This is a genomic window from Thalassobacter sp. 16PALIMAR09 (assembly GCF_000765485.1).
Taxonomy (GTDB): domain Bacteria; phylum Pseudomonadota; class Alphaproteobacteria; order Rhodobacterales; family Rhodobacteraceae; genus Thalassobacter; species Thalassobacter stenotrophicus.
Genome location: NZ_JHAK01000004.1, coordinates 276,733 through 292,791, shown reverse-complemented (window position 1 = coordinate 292,791; position 16,059 = coordinate 276,733). Strand labels below are relative to the sequence as shown.

Genomic DNA, 16,059 nt, shown 5'->3' with positions numbered 1-16,059 from the left:
GTTACGGCCCGGTTTTGGTGGTTGTTCCGGGCTGACACACAGAATCGCCGTTACCGCCCACGCGCCAGGCTATAAAGTCCGTTGCGACGCCTTTTTTCGACCGAACTGTCCTGCGAATTTCCTAAAATTCGCCGTAAAAGCTTAACTCGGCATGTCGCTTGTAAAGGGTGTATTAAGCTTTGCTTGCGACGATTGGGGTATGAAATCGATCACGACCCTTGGTGCCCTCATAGGCATTGGCATTCTTGGTGCCCTATTAACCGCATTAGCCGTATGGCTGGTTGGCGGGCCAGTGTGGGCTGTAATCCTAGGATACGTCCTTGGGGGGATGGTCTATATGATTTTAGGTGGGGTGTGGCTGGCCCGCACGCGGTCCAATCTCAAGGACTGAGTCAGATCTTTGGTCTGGGGTAATGGTGGGTCGTGAGAGGCTCGAACTCCCGACATCTTCGGTGTAAACGAAGCGCTCTACCAACTGAGCTAACGACCCGTTAGGCGAGGCAATACGTCAAAGATTAGGGAGGGGCAAGCCCTAAGAGAGACGTTTTTGTTGACCATCTTTCACATGGTAAACAACGCCCTGCCCGCCCGGCATCTCACTCAACATCGCAAGCGTCACATTCGGCCCATTACCGAGTGCGAGAGCCCGGATCATGCGGCTGGTGATCCCGTGCGTGACCAGCACATGCGGCCCCTCAAGGCGTGCCAAAAACTGGGTGCAACGCGCCTCTAGACCCGCAAGACCTTCGCCACCCGGCGCCATATCATACAGCTCCAACACACCGTCGGCCGTCACCTGCCACTCTGTCGGATCGATCAATTCGGCACGCAAACGGCCAGTCCATTCGCCAACACCCACCTCACGCAGATCGGGATCTGTGGTGATTTCGGTGACGAGGGGCCCCAGCGCGATAGCGGCTGTTTCCACCGCACGGCCAGACGGGCTGGAGAGCACACAAAAGCCGCTAAGATCCTGTTCAGCCATGATATTGCGCTGTGTAACCGCCTGCTCCACACCCAATTCGGTCAACGGCGCATTAAGATGGCCCTGCATGCGGCCTTCGCGATTCCAGGTTGTTTCCCCATGGCGCAAAACGAAGAGTTCGACTGTCATGAAGGCCCTCTCTTGCAGGTGGTTTGCCGCGCATATTCGAGAAAGAATGGTGGGTGATAAGAGATTTGAACTCCTGACATCTTCGATGTGAACGAAGCGCTCTACCACTGAGCTAATCACCCTTGGACGGTGGTCTAGCGAGGCTGTGGGTCGGATGCAAGAGGCTGTTCAGGCAAAAACTGAACCGAGTATAGGCGGAGTTTCACGCCTCCTGAGGCGCACTTAAAGCACTGGTCGGGGGGTAAAGGGCCCTAAAACTGAGCTAGCAAAATGAAAGCCGCCCGCGACGGGCGCGGACGGCTGATATTCTGTCTGCAGCAGATAGGCGCCTAGTGTGTGGTGGCTGTAGTCACCTTATCGGAGGTGATCCGCGCCAAGGCCGCGGCTTCTTCTGCGGCTTGGTCCCATTCCACCGCCTCTGGCGCAGAGACCAAAGCGCGCTCAATAACCTCAGACACATGCGTGACTGGAATGATCTTAAGACCATTTTTGACACTATCCGGAATGTCCGCGAGGTCTTTTTCATTCTCCTCAGGGATAAGCACGGTCGTAATCCCACCACGTAAAGCCGCAAGGAGCTTTTCCTTAAGACCACCGATGGGCATCGCATTGCCGCGCAAGCTAACCTCACCCGTCATCGCAATATCTTTGCGCACGGGGATACCGGTCAGGACCGACACAATGGACGTCACCATCGCCAAACCAGCGGAGGGACCGTCCTTGGGCGTGGCCCCATCGGGAACGTGTACGTGGATATCGAACGTGTCGAACATCGGCGGCTTCACACCAATTTTTGGCGCAATCGAGCGAACGTAGGAGGACGCCGCATCAATCGACTCCTTCATCACATCGCCCAGTTTACCCGTGGTCTTCATCCGCCCCTTACCGGGCAGCTTCAGCGCCTCAATGTGCAGCAGATCGCCACCAACGGAGGTATAGGCCAAGCCCGTCACAACACCGATCTGATCCTTGCTTTCGGCCAGACCATAGCGGTACTTTTTCACGCCAAGGAAATCATCCAAATTGTCCGGTGTCACCTCAACCTTGTCGGCTTCTTTGCGAACGATTTTGGTGACGGCTTTCCGGGCCAGTTTGCCAATCTCACGCTCCAGATTCCGCACGCCCGCCTCACGGGTGTAGGTGCGGATCATCTCTTGCAGCGCTTCGTCCGACAGCGCGAATTCATCTTTACGCAGGCCGTGGTTCTTAACCTGTTTCGAGATGAGGTGCTGCTTGGCAATCTCGGCTTTTTCTTCCTCGGTGTACCCTGCAAGGCTGATGATCTCCATCCGGTCCAGCAGCGGCCCGGGCATGTTGTAGGAGTTCGCCGTCGTCAGGAACATCACGTTCGAAAGGTCATATTCGACCTCAAGGTAGTGATCGACGAACGTGCCGTTCTGCTCAGGGTCAAGCACCTCAAGCATGGCTGAGGCCGGGTCACCACGGAAATCTTGACCCATCTTGTCGATTTCATCGAGCAAGATCAGTGGGTTCGTGGTTTTCGCCTTTTTCAGGGCTTGGATAATCTTACCAGGCATTGAGCCGATATATGTGCGCCGATGGCCGCGAATTTCGCTTTCATCCCGCACACCGCCAAGGGAAATACGGATGAACTCACGCCCAGTGGCCTTTGCCACGGACTTTCCGAGCGAGGTTTTGCCCACGCCGGGAGGTCCGACCAGACAGAGGATCGGGCCGCGCAGTTTGGCCGAGCGTTGCTGGACCGCAAGGTACTCGACAATGCGTTCCTTAACCTTTTCCAAGCCATAATGATCGTTGTCGAGGACGTTCTGCGCGCGATTAAGGTCTTTCTTAACACGAGATTTCGTGCCCCACGGAATGGACAGCATCCAGTCAAGATAGTTGCGCACCACGGTCGCCTCAGCGCTCATGGGGGACATGTTCTTGAGCTTTTTCAGCTCCGCATCGGCCTTCTCTTTGGCCTCCTTGGAGAGCTTTGTTTCCGCGATCCGCGCTTCCAGCTCGGCCACTTCACCGCCGCCTTCTTCACCGTCGCCCAGCTCCTTCTGAATGGCCTTCATTTGTTCATTCAGATAGTACTCGCGCTGCGTGCGCTCCATCTGGTTTTTGACGCGGGATTTGATCTTTTTCTCAACCGAGAGGACCGACATTTCGCCCTGCATCATGCCGTAGACACGCTCCAACCGCTCTGCCACGACGAGCAATTCAAGCAGTTCCTGCTTGTCCGCGACTTCGATACCCAAGTGGCCTGCGACAAGATCCACCAGTTTGGCGGGCTCCTGTGTTTCCGAAACGGCTGTCAGCGCTTCTTCGGGGACATTCTTCTTAACCTTGGCATAACGCTCAAATTCTTCAGCCACGGAGCGCATCATCGCCTCAACGATGGCCTCATCGCCCAAGGTTTCCTCAAGCGGCGCAGCCTCGGCTTCAAAGAAGTTCTCGTTTTCGATGAATTCGGTGATCTGTACGCGGCCACGCCCCTCGACCAACACCTTTACGGTGCCGTCGGGAAGCTTGAGCAATTGCAATACGTTGGCCAAAACACCTGTGCGATAGATGCCATCACTGGTCGGGTCATCGACCGCAGGATCGATCTGGCTGGACAACAAGATTTGCTTGTCGTCGCGCATCACTTCTTCCAACGCGCGTACCGATTTTTCGCGCCCCACGAACAGTGGCACGATCATATGGGGGAAAACCACAACATCGCGCAGCGGCAGGACAGGGTAAGAGGTATGATCCATCTTGGTTCCTTTATGTTTCGCAAAGAGCCCCGGCCCCGCTCGGCGGCAGCAGTGGTGCTCTTCCGGTCTTGTGCCCCAATACTTGGGGTCCAACCGTTAACGCTTCAAGGACTCAGTCCCGTTACGTCTTTGTCATACTGTGCCATGCACCGCCCCGCCGCCGCAAGCGATCGAGACAGTTTTAGACAACTCCTCCGCAAGTAAACCGTGCTGACGTGACGCCAAGGGTTGAGCCGTGCATACGCAGATTTTTCTGGTGCTGGCTTGGGCAAAGTATACCGCCCGGGCCCTCGGCCTTTAGACGGGCTTTCACCAAATTCACCCGCCCATCACTATAGACCACGGTTGCCCACCCCTAGACCGGCTCAATATCACCCTGCGCCCGCGCGGCGTGAAAACCTGTTTCGAAATCGGCAAACGTGCCCGAGGCAATTGCCGCCCGCATCGCTGCCATAAGCTCCTGATAATAGTGCAGGTTGTGCCAGGTCAGCAGCATTGAGCTGAGGATTTCTTGAGACCGGAAAACATGGTGCAGATATGCCCGTGAGTAATTTGAACACGCAGGGCACGTACATTCGGCATCCAGTGGGCGCGGGTCATCCATGTGGCGCGCATTCTTAATGTTAACAACGCCGCGGCGCGTAAACGCTTGGCCCGTCCGCCCGGAACGCGACGGCAGGACACAGTCAAACATATCAATGCCGCGTTTCACCGCGCCCACCAAATCATCCGGCTTTCCTACTCCCATCAGGTAGCGCGGCTTGTCCTTCGGCAATTGCTCTGGCGCGAAATCAAGACAAGAAAACATTGCCTCTTGGCCCTCGCCCACCGCAAGCCCACCAACCGCGTAGCCGTCAAATTCAATCCCGCGCAGCGCTTCTGCGCTTTCGGCGCGAAGGTCTTCTTCTAACCCGCCCTGTTGGATCCCGAACAAAGCATGGCCGGGCCGATCCCCAAACGCATCGCGCGACCGTTTTGCCCAACGCATCGACAGCTCCATGCTTTCACGGATACGTGCCCGATCCGCAGGCAGAGCCGGACATTCATCGAAACACATCACAATGTCCGATCCGAGAAGCCGCTGGATTTCCATTGACCGTTCAGGCGTCAGATGGTGCTTGGATCCATCGATATGAGATTTGAAAGTCACACCTTCTTCGGTCAGCTTACGCAATGCCCCCAAGCTCATGACCTGAAAACCGCCCGAATCCGTTAAGATCGGCCGGTCCCAATTCATAAACTTGTGCAAGCCACCCAAGCGCGCCACGCGTTCCGCAGTCGGGCGCAGCATCAGATGGTACGTGTTGCCCAACAAGATGTCGGCCCCTGTCGCACGAACATTTTCGGGCATCATTGCTTTGACGGTTGCCGCGGTGCCGACAGGCATAAAAGCAGGTGTCCGAATGTCGCCGCGTGGAGTGTGCACGGTGCCGGTGCGTGCGCGGCCGTCAGTGCCGTGAAGGCTAAATGAAAAAGTCTGTGTCATACTCTGGCGGATACGCCTGCGCGCGATGGCATGCAAGATGCGTGGCCCAAAGGTTCAGCTTTCCGTTTCGGGCCACCCGTATTTATCGACTGTACTCCCAAATTAACGCCGCCCGTTAACCAAAATACTACGCAGCATTGGTTAATGCGCGCCTCACGGCTGGACGCCGCCAATCCTATTCCCTATATTTTCGGTAAGGAAACAAGTCGAAGGCTCATCTCTCCATGTCAGACGCTCTTGAAGGCACGCCGCTGATCGCGCCCTCTTCTACGGATCACCCTCTTTATGAAGGCATCGTTAACGCCTGCCGGTCGGTGTTCGACCCAGAGATCCCCGTCAATATTTATGACCTTGGCCTGATCTACACCATTGATATCAATGCGGAAAGCGAAGTGCGGATCATCATGTCGCTTACAGCGCCGGGTTGCCCCGTTGCTGGCGAAATGCCTGGCTGGGTTGCTGACGCTGTAGCACCCCTGCCAGGCGTAAAGCAGGTAGACGTAGACCTAACGTGGGAGCCGCAATGGGGCATGGAGATGATGTCCGACGAAGCGCGGCTTGAATTAGGGTTCATGTAGAAACCGCTCAGATGTGTTAAGTGTCTGAGCACGGTTTTTCAAAGCGGAACCGCGGAGTTCACGTTTTGAGGGTCGTGTTAATGGCCCGATCGTTGGGACGCTGTAGATAGCTGAACTGGTTAAACGCCTCACTTACCACTGCCTTGCCTCTTGAGCCTAAATGCACTCAGGCTTATCTTGCTCTCAAAGGAGATCGCTCATGTTCGGCATTCCCGGCAATCCACCTGTATCCCTAACACCCGCCGCTGCGGGCCAGATTTCAAAGCTGATGGAGAAAGATAACTCCATGGGCTTGCGCATCGGCATCAAAAAAGGTGGCTGCGCAGGGATGGAATACACGATGGAATACGTCTCTGAGATAGACAAAAATGACGAAGTTGTGGAAGTCGAAGGCGCGCGCGTGATGATCGCGCCTATGGCACAAATGTTCCTGTTTGGAACAGAAATTGACTACGAAGTCAGCCTACTTGAGGCAGGCTTTAAGTTCCGCAACCCCAACGTCGTAGACGCATGCGGATGCGGTGAGTCGATCAAATTTGATGATGCATTGGCCGTTGATAAGCCTTAACCTCTCCTGAACACATTGGCTCAGGAGATCCGCGCATGCCCTCTAAACTCGCCGCTGGCAATTGGAAAATGCACGGGCTTAAGTCCGACCTGAGCGAACTACAGGCTATCGCAGATACAGCTACGGCGACTAGCATTCCGGCGCTGATCTGCCCACCAGCCACACTGATTGCGGCGGCAGCAACACCCGGGCTGCACATCGGCGGCCAGACTTGTCACATTACAGAGCAAGGCGCTCATACCGGTGACGTCTCAGCCCAAATGCTGCGCGATGCCGGCGCCTCGCATGTTATCGTGGGCCATTCTGAACGACGCAGCGATCACAACGAGACTGATGAGGACATTGAGGCAAAAGCAAAGGCCGCTTGGTCCGCCGGCTTGATTGCCATTATTTGCATTGGCGAAACCTTGGCGCAGCGCGAAGCTGGTAACTGCCTCGACATTCTGGCGAAACAACTTCGCAACAGCGTGCCGGACGGCGCAACCGCAGCCAACACAGTCGTAGCCTACGAACCCGTTTGGGCCATAGGAACAGGCCGCGTAGCTGAGATCGAACAGATCACAGAGGTCCACGATGCGCTACGCGCCGACCTTTGTGCCAGATTTAACGATGGTAAAGACTTTACGCTGCTTTATGGCGGCTCCGTCAAAGCGGCCAATGCCAGTGAAATTTTCAGCTGCGCAAACGTGAACGGCGCATTGGTTGGCGGAGCGTCCCTAAAGGCCGCAGATTTCTGTCCAATCATTGAGGCACTCGCCGCGCAATGATGCAAAGCTTGTCACAATCGCCTCGCGATCCAGCTTTCGTTCAAAATCCCTACCCATTCTATGAAAAAATGCGCTCGGCTGGGCCGTTAGTCCACTGGCAAGACTATGACGTCATATGCGCCACGGACTACGCGACGATCGACACCATTCTGCGCGATCGCCGATTTGGCCGTGCGCCTATTGCACCCATCCAGGTCCCACCGCACCTCAAACCATTCTATGCGGTAGAGGCACACTCGATGCTAGAACTTGAGCCGCCGGATCATACCCGTCTGCGCGGCGCAGTTTTGCGGGCATTTACGAACAGACGCATAAAGGCCCTGCGCCCAGAAATCGAGGCACTGTGCGACGAACTCATCGACACCTTTCCGAATGAGCCGTTTGACCTGCTCGAAACTTACGGACGTCCGCTGCCAGCGCGCGTAATCGCGCGCTTCCTAGGTGTCCCCGAAGGGGACTGGCAACGCCTCGTGGACTGGTCAAACAGAATGGTTGCGATGTATCAATCTAATCGCACACGCGAGCAAGAGAATGTCGCAGCGGCAGCGGCACAAAGCTTCTCAGAGTACATCAAGATCCAAATTGAGGCTAAACGATCGGCCCCCGACGACAGCCTGATCTCAACTTTGTTAACAGCCCACACCGCAGAAAAGCTTACCGAGCATGAGGTCATCAGCACCTGTATTCTATTGCTCAATGCAGGCCATGAAGCGACCGTCCATACATTCGGAAATACGGTAAAGACGCTCTTGGACTTTAGACTTTCACCTCAAGTCGGCGAGACGTTCATCAATGGAATCCTTAGGTTCGATCCTCCGCTGCATCTGTTTGAGCGGATCGCATATGAAACCGTTGAGATCGAAGGCCAGACATTTAATCCCGGCGATCGCGTCGCGCTTCTTTTGGCTTCGGGCAACCGCGACGCCACAGCTTTCAAGAACCCCAATTCGTTTCATCCTGATAGAACCGACGCGAAACCGTTAAGCTTCGGCGCCGGCATTCACTTTTGCATTGGAGCTCCACTTGCTCGCCTAGAACTTGAAATCGCGCTCAATCGCCTATGGGAGCGAAAACCCAATTTAAAGCTGTTAGGCACGCCGCAGTACGCAGACATTTACCATTTTCATGGCTTAGAGAGCCTGCGTGTCACGACCTAAGCCTATTCGGCAGCCAATGAGCGCTTTTGCAACAACGGTTTAAGATAGTGACCAGTATGGCTTTCAGGGATTTCAGCGATTTTCTGAGGCGTACCCTCGGCAACAATGCGCCCGCCGCCATCGCCACCCTCCGGTCCAATGTCGATGATGTGGTCAGCCGTCTTAACCACATCAAGATTATGCTCAATCACCACGACCGAGTTCCCTTGATCTACAAGTTCATGCAGTACTTCCAGCAACTTACGCACATCTTCAAAATGCAAACCCGTGGTCGGTTCGTCCAGAATGTATAGTGTACGCCCCGTCGAACGTTTACTTAACTCTTTCGAAAGCTTAACGCGCTGCGCCTCCCCTCCGGACAAGGTTGTCGCCTGTTGGCCGACCTTGATGTAGCCAAGGCCAACACGCATCAAAGCGTCCATTTTTTCGCGAATAGATGGAACAGCTTGGAAGAAGCTCTGGGCATCTTCCACAGTCATGTCCAACACGTCCGCAATGGATTTTCCCTTGAACTTAATCTCAAGAGTTTCACGGTTGTAGCGTTGCCCTTTACAAGTCTCACACTCCACGTAAACATCTGGCAAGAAATGCATTTCTATCTTGATGACACCATCACCTTGGCACGCCTCACAACGCCCGCCTTTGACGTTAAACGAGAAACGGCCGGGTTTGTATCCGCGTGCTTTGGCCTCGGGCAGACCCGAAAACCAATCCCGAATGGGTGTAAAGGCGCCGGTGTAAGTCGCTGGGTTTGACCGCGGCGTTCGCCCAATGGGGCGCTGGTCAATGTCGATCACCTTATCAAGATGTTCCAGCCCTTTGATCGTCTCACACGGCGCCGGCGTTTGCCGTGCACCGTTTAGCTTCATTGAAGCCGTCTTAAACAAAGTCTCGATCGTTAAGGTTGATTTCCCACCGCCCGAGACACCCGTAACACACACAAACTGACCGAGCGGAAAATCGACAGTCACGTTTTGAAGGTTGTTGCCCGTCGCTTTAACGACCGTCAGTTTTTTCTTGCCCTTCTTACGCCGCGTCGCGGGCACGGCGATTTCGCGTCGGCCGCTTAGATACGCTCCGGTAATAGAGGTTTCATGTGCCTCGATCTCGCTTGGCGTTCCGTGGGCCACAACTTGCCCCCCGTGCACACCAGCGCCCGGGCCAATATCGAAAACATAATCAGCCTCGCGCACGGCTTCTTCGTCGTGCTCCACAACGATCACTGTATTGCCTTGGTCTCGTAGGTTTTTAAGTGTCCCGAGCAGTCGATCATTATCCCGTTGGTGCAGGCCAATGGACGGCTCATCCAGCACATAAAGAACACCTGTCAGCCCCGAGCCGATCTGACTTGCCAGTCTGATCCGCTGGCTTTCACCACCCGACAACGTGCCGCTGGAACGGCTAAGCGTAAGATATTCTAAACCCACGTTATTTAGAAAACCAAGACGCTCAGAAATCTCCTTCAAAATCGCTTTTGCGATCTCATTTTTCTGAACGCTCAGATGCTCGGGCGCAGACGATATCCAATCAAAGGCTTCACGGATCGACATCTGTACGACTTGACCGACATGGACGCCCGCGATCTTGACAGCCAGCGCTTCGGGGCGCAGCCGATAGCCAGCGCATGCGCCACAAGAACGGTTGTTTTGATAACGCTCGAATTCTTCCCTAATCCACGCTGAGTCTGTCTCGCGGTAGCGACGTTCCATGTTGGGAATGACGCCTTCAAACACGCGTTGTACTTGGTAAATGCGGCCACCTTCATCGTAACGGAAGTTAATCTCTTGCTCGCCCGAACCGCGCAGGAAAACCTGCTGAACTTCTTGCGGCAAATCCTTCCAGGCTTTCTTTTTGTCAAAACCGAAATGAGCAGCGATAGCATCAATTGTTTGCAGGAAATACGGGCTTTTACCCTTATTCCACGGAGCCAAAGCACCGTTTGCAAGGGACAGTGTCACATCCGGAACCACAAGGCGTTCGTCAAAGAATAACTCATGCCCAAGCCCATCACATTTGGGACACGCCCCGAAAGGAGCGTTAAAGGAAAACAAACGCGGCTCAATCTCCGGGATCGTAAAGCCAGACACCGGACAGGCGAATTTCTCGGAGAATGTGATGCGATCGGGATCGCCCTCTTTCGGCGCGGTTTCAAGGATGGCGATCCCATCCGCGAGGTCCAAAGCCGTGCGAAAACTGTCGGCTAGGCGGGTTTCAACGCCCTCGCGCACCACGATCCGGTCAACCACGACATCAATGTCGTGGCGGAACTTTTTATCAAGCGTTGGTGGCTCATCAAGGTCGTAGAACACCCCATCAACCTTAACCCGCTGGAAACCTTGCTTACGCAATTCGAGGAATTCCTTACGGTATTCCCCTTTTCGATCCCGGATGATTGGCGCAAGCAAATAGCCACGCGTGCCTTCCTCCATGGCCATGACACGGTCAACCATATCTTGGACCTGCTGAGCCTCAATCGGCTCGCCGGTGGCGGGGCTAAACGGGGTCCCTGCCCGTGCGAAAAGCAGCCGCATATAATCATAAATCTCGGTCACGGTCCCCACGGTGGAGCGTGGGTTTTTCGAGGTTGTCTTTTGTTCAATTGAGATGGCAGGGCTAAGGCCTGAGATATGATCGACGTCAGGTTTCTGCATCATATCAAGGAATTGCCGCGCGTAGGCGCTCAGGCTCTCGACATAGCGCCGCTGCCCTTCGGCATAGATCGTATCAAAGGCCAATGACGATTTGCCAGAGCCGGACAACCCTGTAATCACCACCAGCTTGTCACGGGGGATATCTACGTCGATGCTCTTGAGGTTGTGCTCGCGCGCGCCGCGCACCTCGATGTTTTTCAGCTCTGCCATGATACCCTCATCCGTTCACAGGACACTATCTAAGTGGATTGCGGCTACTCTCAAACCTAATTTTGGAACATTAGCGGAACATTTACCAGTTATCTTTTATTGTCCCCTAAGGAGCGGCCAATTAGCAGCAAAACACCCGCTCCCGCGAGGCAAAAGCCCGCAAGCCCGAGTAGAATGCCGGGCAAGCCAAAGCCAGCCAGAAGGCCGGCAAATATCGGAGTGCCCGAAACGGTGCCCAAATTTCCGAGCTGAGCGATCGCGCCCGTTGAGCGAGTGCGATCCGCTAGGCCTGCATTGAAAAAGGGGATCGCCGCAAACGATGCCCCAGGCACCAGCCCCAGAAAGAAGAACGCCAAATCAGGGCTAAGCGGAAGGCCAATCCTAATGCCGATGCTTGCCAAAGCACCGCCAAAGAAGCCGACAACCGCGACACGATCAGGCGCCACGCTGCGGCACACGTAGCCCGCCAAAAGGGTTGAGCACAGGCTCACCAACGGCAGCCTGACGAACAATTCTGGCCGCTCTAGTGCGAGGGGCAAGTAGGTCAGAAGCGCGATGTACGTCACCGTGTAGAACACGAAGCCAGCCCCCGGTGCCACAATAGGAAGTGAGGTGTAGATGTCGCGATGCAAGCGGATGATATTTAACGAAAGTGCTGTGCGACCTGTGCGGGGCAATTGTCCCCACAACAGAACCAAAAGGACCAAAAAACCGATCCCATGCGCCCGCAACACCAGCGACAAGCCACCCCATTCCAACAGCGTCGGCACAATCAGCGCCGACAGCGCGAAGGAAAGACCAAAGAACATCGCCCAGATCGACATCACAACGGGTCGGTCGCGGTCCGTGGCGATCATCGCCATGATGGGAGGTGCCGCAACCACCAATGTCAAATGCGGCACCCCTTCCAACAATCGCAAAGCCGCATAAACCTCTGCGGGGGGCAAAAACGATTGCGCCAATGACACCGCCGCGCTCAACACCAGCCCGATCAGGAGACTGGTTCGAGGCGAAAGCCACGCCACAATCGCACCAGCTGCGGCCCCGAAAAACAACCCAACCAAACCCACCAACGACACGAACAACGCCACCCCCGTGGGGGAGCGATCAAACACCGCCGCGTGTTCGTTCAGCGTCAGCGAGACTTTGCCAAACTGCGCCGCCGCAAACATACCCATAACAAAAAGAAGAGCGACAAGGCCCCAACGCGTGCGTTCCATGTCTGTTCAGTGACCGATGCCCCAAGCCACCGCAAGGCCCCAAAACGCAAACAGCGCCCCAACCGGGGCGCTGCATGGGAGTGTTGAGCGTAACGCGGCCTACATGTGGATGACTTTATCGTAAGCGTCCAAAACGGATTCGTGCATCATTTCCGATAGTGTCGGGTGCGGGAATACGGTTTCCATGAGATCGGCTTCGGTCGTTTCCAGCTTGCGGCCCACGACGTAGCCTTGGATCATTTCGGTCACTTCTGCCCCGACCATATGCGCGCCCAGCAATTCGCCGGTCTTGGCATCAAAAATGGTTTTGACCATGCCTTCGGTTTCGCCCAATGCAATGGCCTTGCCGTTGCCAATAAACGGGAAGCGTCCGACCTTGATGTCGAAACCCAGCTCCTTGGCCTTAGCTTCGGTATAGCCCACCGATGCAACCTGCGGGTGGCAATAGGTGCAGCCTGCGATCTCTTCGGGCTTGATCGGGTGTGGATTGCCTTTGCCCGCGACCAGTTCAGCGACCATAACCCCCTCGTGCGAGGCTTTGTGCGCCAACCAAGGTGCGCCCGCGATGTCGCCAATCGCATACAGCCCCTCGACGCCGGTCCGGCAATAGGGGTCAGTCACAACATGGCTGCGGTCGATCTTAACGCCCAATTCCTCAAGCCCGAGACCTTCAACATTGCCCACGATCCCAACGGCAGAAATGACGGTATCGAACTCATGCGTCTCGACCTTGCCGCCCGTTTCGATATGCGCGGTGACCTTGCCCTTGGCGCGGTCGAGCTTTTTGACCATGGCTTTTTCCATGATCTTCATACCCTGCTTGACGAACGACTTTTTGGCAAAGGCCGAGATCTCGGCATCTTCTACCGGCAGGACACGGTCCATCACCTCGACCACGGTCGTGTCAGCACCCAAGGTATTGTAGAAACTCGCGAACTCGATGCCGATCGCGCCCGAACCAATCACAAGCAGCTTTTTGGGCATGCGGGGCGGCGTGAGGGCAGTTTTGTAGGTCCAAACCAGATCACCATCAGCCTCAAGGCCCGGCAGTTCACGCGCCCGCGCGCCAGTGGCTAGAATGATCGCCTTCGCGCTCAGATCTTCCGTGCCGCCTTCGGTTTTGACCGAGACTTTGCCTTTACCCGCGATCCGCGCCTCACCCATGATGACCGTGATCTTGTTTTTCTTCATCAGGTGACCGATGCCACCAGACAGCTGCCCAGCCACTTGGCGGGAGCGTTTGACCACTGCGTCGAGATCATAATCGATACCCGTCGCTTTGAGGCCGAACTCCTTGGCGCGGTGCATCAGGTGAAACACCTCAGAGGAGCGCAGCATCGCTTTGGTTGGGATACAGCCCCAGTTGAGGCAAATGCCGCCAAGGTGCTCTCTCTCAACCACGGCCACATTCAGCCCCAGTTGCGCCCCCCGGATCGCAGCAACATAGCCGCCGGGGCCCGCACCAATTACGACCATATCAAAGCTTTTCGCCGCCATCAGATTCTCCAATTCGAAATTTAGTTTACCCTTAAACTAAATTGAAATCGAACGTCACCCGCGCGAATGGTCGCAACAGCAGTTATGTGCCTATGCCGCATCTGCCGCGAGGGTCTCGACAAACGTGCCGTACCCGCCAGCCGTCATAAATGCATCCTCTTGCGTGGTTCCAGTGCGACCCAAGGCCTTGTTTCGAAACGGGAACCGACCAAATTGACGAATAATCTCACGGTGCGCGCGAGCGTGTAGCAGGGTCTGCTCGCTTTCAAAGCGGGTCGCAATCAACCGCACAGCGCGATCCTGATCGCTCAGACACTCTGAGTGTTCGAGCGGCAGATAAAAGAACTGACGCGCCGGCCCATCGATTTGCAGATCAAACCCACGCTCAATCGCTTTCTTTGCCACGGCCCGCGCTTGGGCATCTGTGGCAAAGGCTGTCGCCTCGCCCCGGAACATATTGCGTGAAAACTGATCCGTCAGGATCAAGAATGCCAGCGCCCCACGCGGTGATAAGGCCCAAGCCTCTAACTCACCACTACGCGCTGCCTCCCAAAGCTCCTGAAATCGCGTGGATATATCTGCATCCAGCTCTGGTGTGCTTTGGTACCAGTCCTTCTCGCTGCAGGTCTCCAGCCAGAATTCCAACACCTCTTCAAATCGGTCCATGACCGGTCCTCCCCTAGCCTTATCCCCCACCAGGCCCCTTCACCTTGCCCAATTCATTGGCATTGCGCAAGAAATTCACGCAGCGGTGTCCTCGGCGTTTTCTTCGGCCTGTTCTTCCCAACCTTCGACCACGGCTTCCATGGTCACAGCGGTCGAAGCCGGCGACATCGGCGTCATCGAAACGATTTCGTAGTTTTCGTCATCATCCGGCATCGCACGTTGTGTCATCCGCCACGCCGCATAGGTCGCAAGCGCGCCCAACTGGATCGCCAGATACAAAAAGAAACCAGAGGGGCCGATCGTTTCCATCAAATAGCCCGTGATCAATGGGCCGGTGATGGCCCCAAGGCCGTTGATGAACAAAAGCTGACCGGAGGCGGCCGCCATGTCCTCTGGGTTAAGGTAGTCGTTGGTATACGCCAGCAGCAGCGCATAGAGCGGGTTCGCCATGCCGCCGATAAAGAACGATGCAATCAGCAGGCCAGTAAACCCACCCAAACCAAAAGCCGTCGGCGCGCAGGCCAACAACCCGATCACAGCGAGGATCAGGATCAGGCTCCGCCGATCCATCCGGTCCGAAATCCAACCAATCGGAAATTGTAGCAGCATCCCGCCCAAGTAGATCGCCGCAATGAACGTCGCGATTTCGCCCGAGGACAGCTTGATCGACGCCCCATAAACCGCCGACATCCCAAACAGCGCCGAGAATATACCCCCCAGCAGGAAAATGCCCACGCAGCCCAGTGGCGACACGGCATAGATTTCTCGAAAAGACATCGGCTTGGTCGCCTCAAACGGCGGCACCGGAGAGATGGTCAGCAAAATTGGCGCAAACGCAATCGAAACCAAGACCGATGGCAGGATGAACAGTATCCAGCCCCCCGCATCGCCCAGCGCAAACAAGGCTTGCGCCGCAACGATGCCCAGCATTTGCACGATCAGGTAAAGCGACAGCGCTTGGCCCCGTGTCGCGTTCGTCGTGGAATTGTTCAGCCAGCTTTCGGCTGTGATGTACACGCCACAAAAACAGAACCCCACCGCGATGCGCAAGATCGTCCAACTGATCGGATCGGTGAACACCGGAAACAGGATCAGACACGCCGAGATGAATGAGCCCAGCGCCGCAAAGACCCGCACATGGCCCACCCGGCGGATCATCTCGGGCACGGCCTTGGAGCCGAGCAAAAAGCCCAAGAAGTAGCCCGACATCACAATCGACATCGCCGTCGTAGAGAAGCCTTCGATGTTGCCGCGCACGCCCAATAGGGTGCCTTGAAGGCCGTTCCCGACCATCAAAAGCATCATCCCAAGCATCAAAGCCCACGTTCCGCGCATTACTTCAACCATCGCCACAGCTCCTTAAGCGCGGGGGTACACCTGTTTTGTGTCGCAGGGCATAGACAGGGATTCTGTCTTGCG

12 protein-coding genes and 2 tRNA genes are annotated in these 16,059 nt (G+C 55.7%); 4 read left to right on the top strand and 10 right to left on the bottom strand.

What is annotated here, in order from left to right; genetic code table 11:
• Positions 1-414: 414 nt before the first annotated feature.
• The 5 genes from PM04_RS10935 to tgt all read right to left on the bottom strand — a co-directional run bounded on the left by PM04_RS10935 (position 415) and on the right by tgt (position 5,326).
• Positions 415-490, bottom strand: a tRNA-Val gene (locus tag PM04_RS10935).
• A 42-nt stretch (positions 491-532) separates the two neighbouring features.
• Positions 533-1,114 (bottom strand): histidine phosphatase family protein, encoded by a 582-nt coding sequence (locus PM04_RS10930; RefSeq protein ID WP_038006531.1) that lies wholly within the window; start codon positions 1,112-1,114, stop codon positions 533-535.
• Positions 1,115-1,161: 47 nt separating this feature from the next.
• Positions 1,162-1,236: transfer RNA gene (locus tag PM04_RS10925), tRNA-Val, on the bottom strand.
• A 207-nt stretch (positions 1,237-1,443) separates the two neighbouring features.
• On the bottom strand, positions 1,444-3,840 hold the full coding sequence (gene lon / locus PM04_RS10920; protein WP_038006529.1) for an endopeptidase La: 2,397 nt from the start codon (positions 3,838-3,840) through the stop codon (positions 1,444-1,446).
• 355 nt (positions 3,841-4,195) lie between these two features.
• Positions 4,196-5,326, bottom strand: a complete 1,131-nt coding sequence (gene tgt, locus PM04_RS10915; protein WP_038006527.1) for a tRNA guanosine(34) transglycosylase Tgt — start codon at positions 5,324-5,326, stop codon at positions 4,196-4,198.
• Between the two features lie 224 nt (positions 5,327-5,550).
• Between tgt and PM04_RS10910 the strand changes: the two genes are divergently transcribed.
• The 4 genes from PM04_RS10910 to PM04_RS10895 all read left to right on the top strand — a co-directional run bounded on the left by PM04_RS10910 (position 5,551) and on the right by PM04_RS10895 (position 8,396).
• Positions 5,551-5,904: a DUF59 domain-containing protein gene (locus PM04_RS10910; protein WP_038006525.1), complete on the top strand. Its 354-nt coding sequence runs from the start codon at positions 5,551-5,553 to the stop codon at positions 5,902-5,904.
• Positions 5,905-6,103: 199 nt separating this feature from the next.
• A complete protein-coding gene (locus PM04_RS10905) occupies positions 6,104-6,472 on the top strand; it encodes an iron-sulfur cluster assembly accessory protein (protein WP_038006524.1) in 369 nt (122 codons plus the stop codon).
• Between the two features lie 35 nt (positions 6,473-6,507).
• Positions 6,508-7,239 carry a triose-phosphate isomerase gene (gene tpiA, locus PM04_RS10900; protein WP_038006522.1) on the top strand — a complete coding sequence of 244 codons (732 nt, stop codon included), beginning with the start codon at positions 6,508-6,510 and terminating at the stop codon, positions 7,237-7,239.
• Entirely contained in the window at positions 7,236-8,396 is a 1,161-nt protein-coding gene (locus tag PM04_RS10895) for a cytochrome P450 (protein ID WP_324618318.1), read from the top strand. Before tpiA ends, PM04_RS10895 begins: the two co-directional genes overlap by 4 nt.
• 2 nt (positions 8,397-8,398) lie before the next feature.
• On the opposite strand, the gene uvrA is transcribed toward PM04_RS10895, so the two are convergent.
• The 5 genes from uvrA to PM04_RS10870 all read right to left on the bottom strand — a co-directional run bounded on the left by uvrA (position 8,399) and on the right by PM04_RS10870 (position 15,987).
• Positions 8,399-11,257 (bottom strand): excinuclease ABC subunit UvrA, encoded by a 2,859-nt coding sequence (gene uvrA / locus PM04_RS10890; protein WP_038006520.1) that lies wholly within the window; start codon positions 11,255-11,257, stop codon positions 8,399-8,401.
• A gap of 89 nt (positions 11,258-11,346) precedes the next feature.
• Positions 11,347-12,477: an MFS transporter gene (locus PM04_RS10885; protein WP_052068287.1), complete on the bottom strand. Its 1,131-nt coding sequence runs from the start codon at positions 12,475-12,477 to the stop codon at positions 11,347-11,349.
• A 99-nt stretch (positions 12,478-12,576) separates the two neighbouring features.
• Complete coding sequence (gene lpdA, locus PM04_RS10880; RefSeq protein WP_038006519.1) at positions 12,577-13,974, bottom strand: dihydrolipoyl dehydrogenase; 1,398 nt, start codon at positions 13,972-13,974, stop codon at positions 12,577-12,579.
• 90 nt (positions 13,975-14,064) lie between these two features.
• Positions 14,065-14,640 (bottom strand): DUF924 family protein, encoded by a 576-nt coding sequence (locus PM04_RS10875; RefSeq protein WP_038006517.1) that lies wholly within the window; start codon positions 14,638-14,640, stop codon positions 14,065-14,067.
• A gap of 75 nt (positions 14,641-14,715) precedes the next feature.
• Positions 14,716-15,987, bottom strand: coding sequence for an MFS transporter (locus PM04_RS10870; RefSeq protein WP_038006515.1), 1,272 nt, complete (start codon positions 15,985-15,987; stop codon positions 14,716-14,718).
• Between the last annotated feature and the right edge of the window lie 72 nt (positions 15,988-16,059).

Coding starts and splice junctions, on each gene's coding strand:
- PM04_RS10930 (WP_038006531.1), bottom strand. CDS start 1,114: ATGACAGTCGAACTCTTCGTTTTGCGCCATGGGGAAACAACCTGGAAT.
- lon (WP_038006529.1), bottom strand. CDS start 3,840: ATGGATCATACCTCTTACCCTGTCCTGCCGCTGCGCGATGTTGTGGTT.
- tgt (WP_038006527.1), bottom strand. CDS start 5,326: ATGACACAGACTTTTTCATTTAGCCTTCACGGCACTGACGGCCGCGCA.
- PM04_RS10910 (WP_038006525.1), top strand. CDS start 5,551: ATGTCAGACGCTCTTGAAGGCACGCCGCTGATCGCGCCCTCTTCTACG.
- PM04_RS10905 (WP_038006524.1), top strand. CDS start 6,104: ATGTTCGGCATTCCCGGCAATCCACCTGTATCCCTAACACCCGCCGCT.
- tpiA (WP_038006522.1), top strand. CDS start 6,508: ATGCCCTCTAAACTCGCCGCTGGCAATTGGAAAATGCACGGGCTTAAG.
- PM04_RS10895 (WP_324618318.1), top strand. CDS start 7,236: ATGATGCAAAGCTTGTCACAATCGCCTCGCGATCCAGCTTTCGTTCAA.
- uvrA (WP_038006520.1), bottom strand. CDS start 11,257: ATGGCAGAGCTGAAAAACATCGAGGTGCGCGGCGCGCGCGAGCACAAC.
- PM04_RS10885 (WP_052068287.1), bottom strand. CDS start 12,477: ATGGAACGCACGCGTTGGGGCCTTGTCGCTCTTCTTTTTGTTATGGGT.
- lpdA (WP_038006519.1), bottom strand. CDS start 13,974: ATGGCGGCGAAAAGCTTTGATATGGTCGTAATTGGTGCGGGCCCCGGC.
- PM04_RS10875 (WP_038006517.1), bottom strand. CDS start 14,640: ATGGACCGATTTGAAGAGGTGTTGGAATTCTGGCTGGAGACCTGCAGC.
- PM04_RS10870 (WP_038006515.1), bottom strand. CDS start 15,987: ATGGTTGAAGTAATGCGCGGAACGTGGGCTTTGATGCTTGGGATGATG.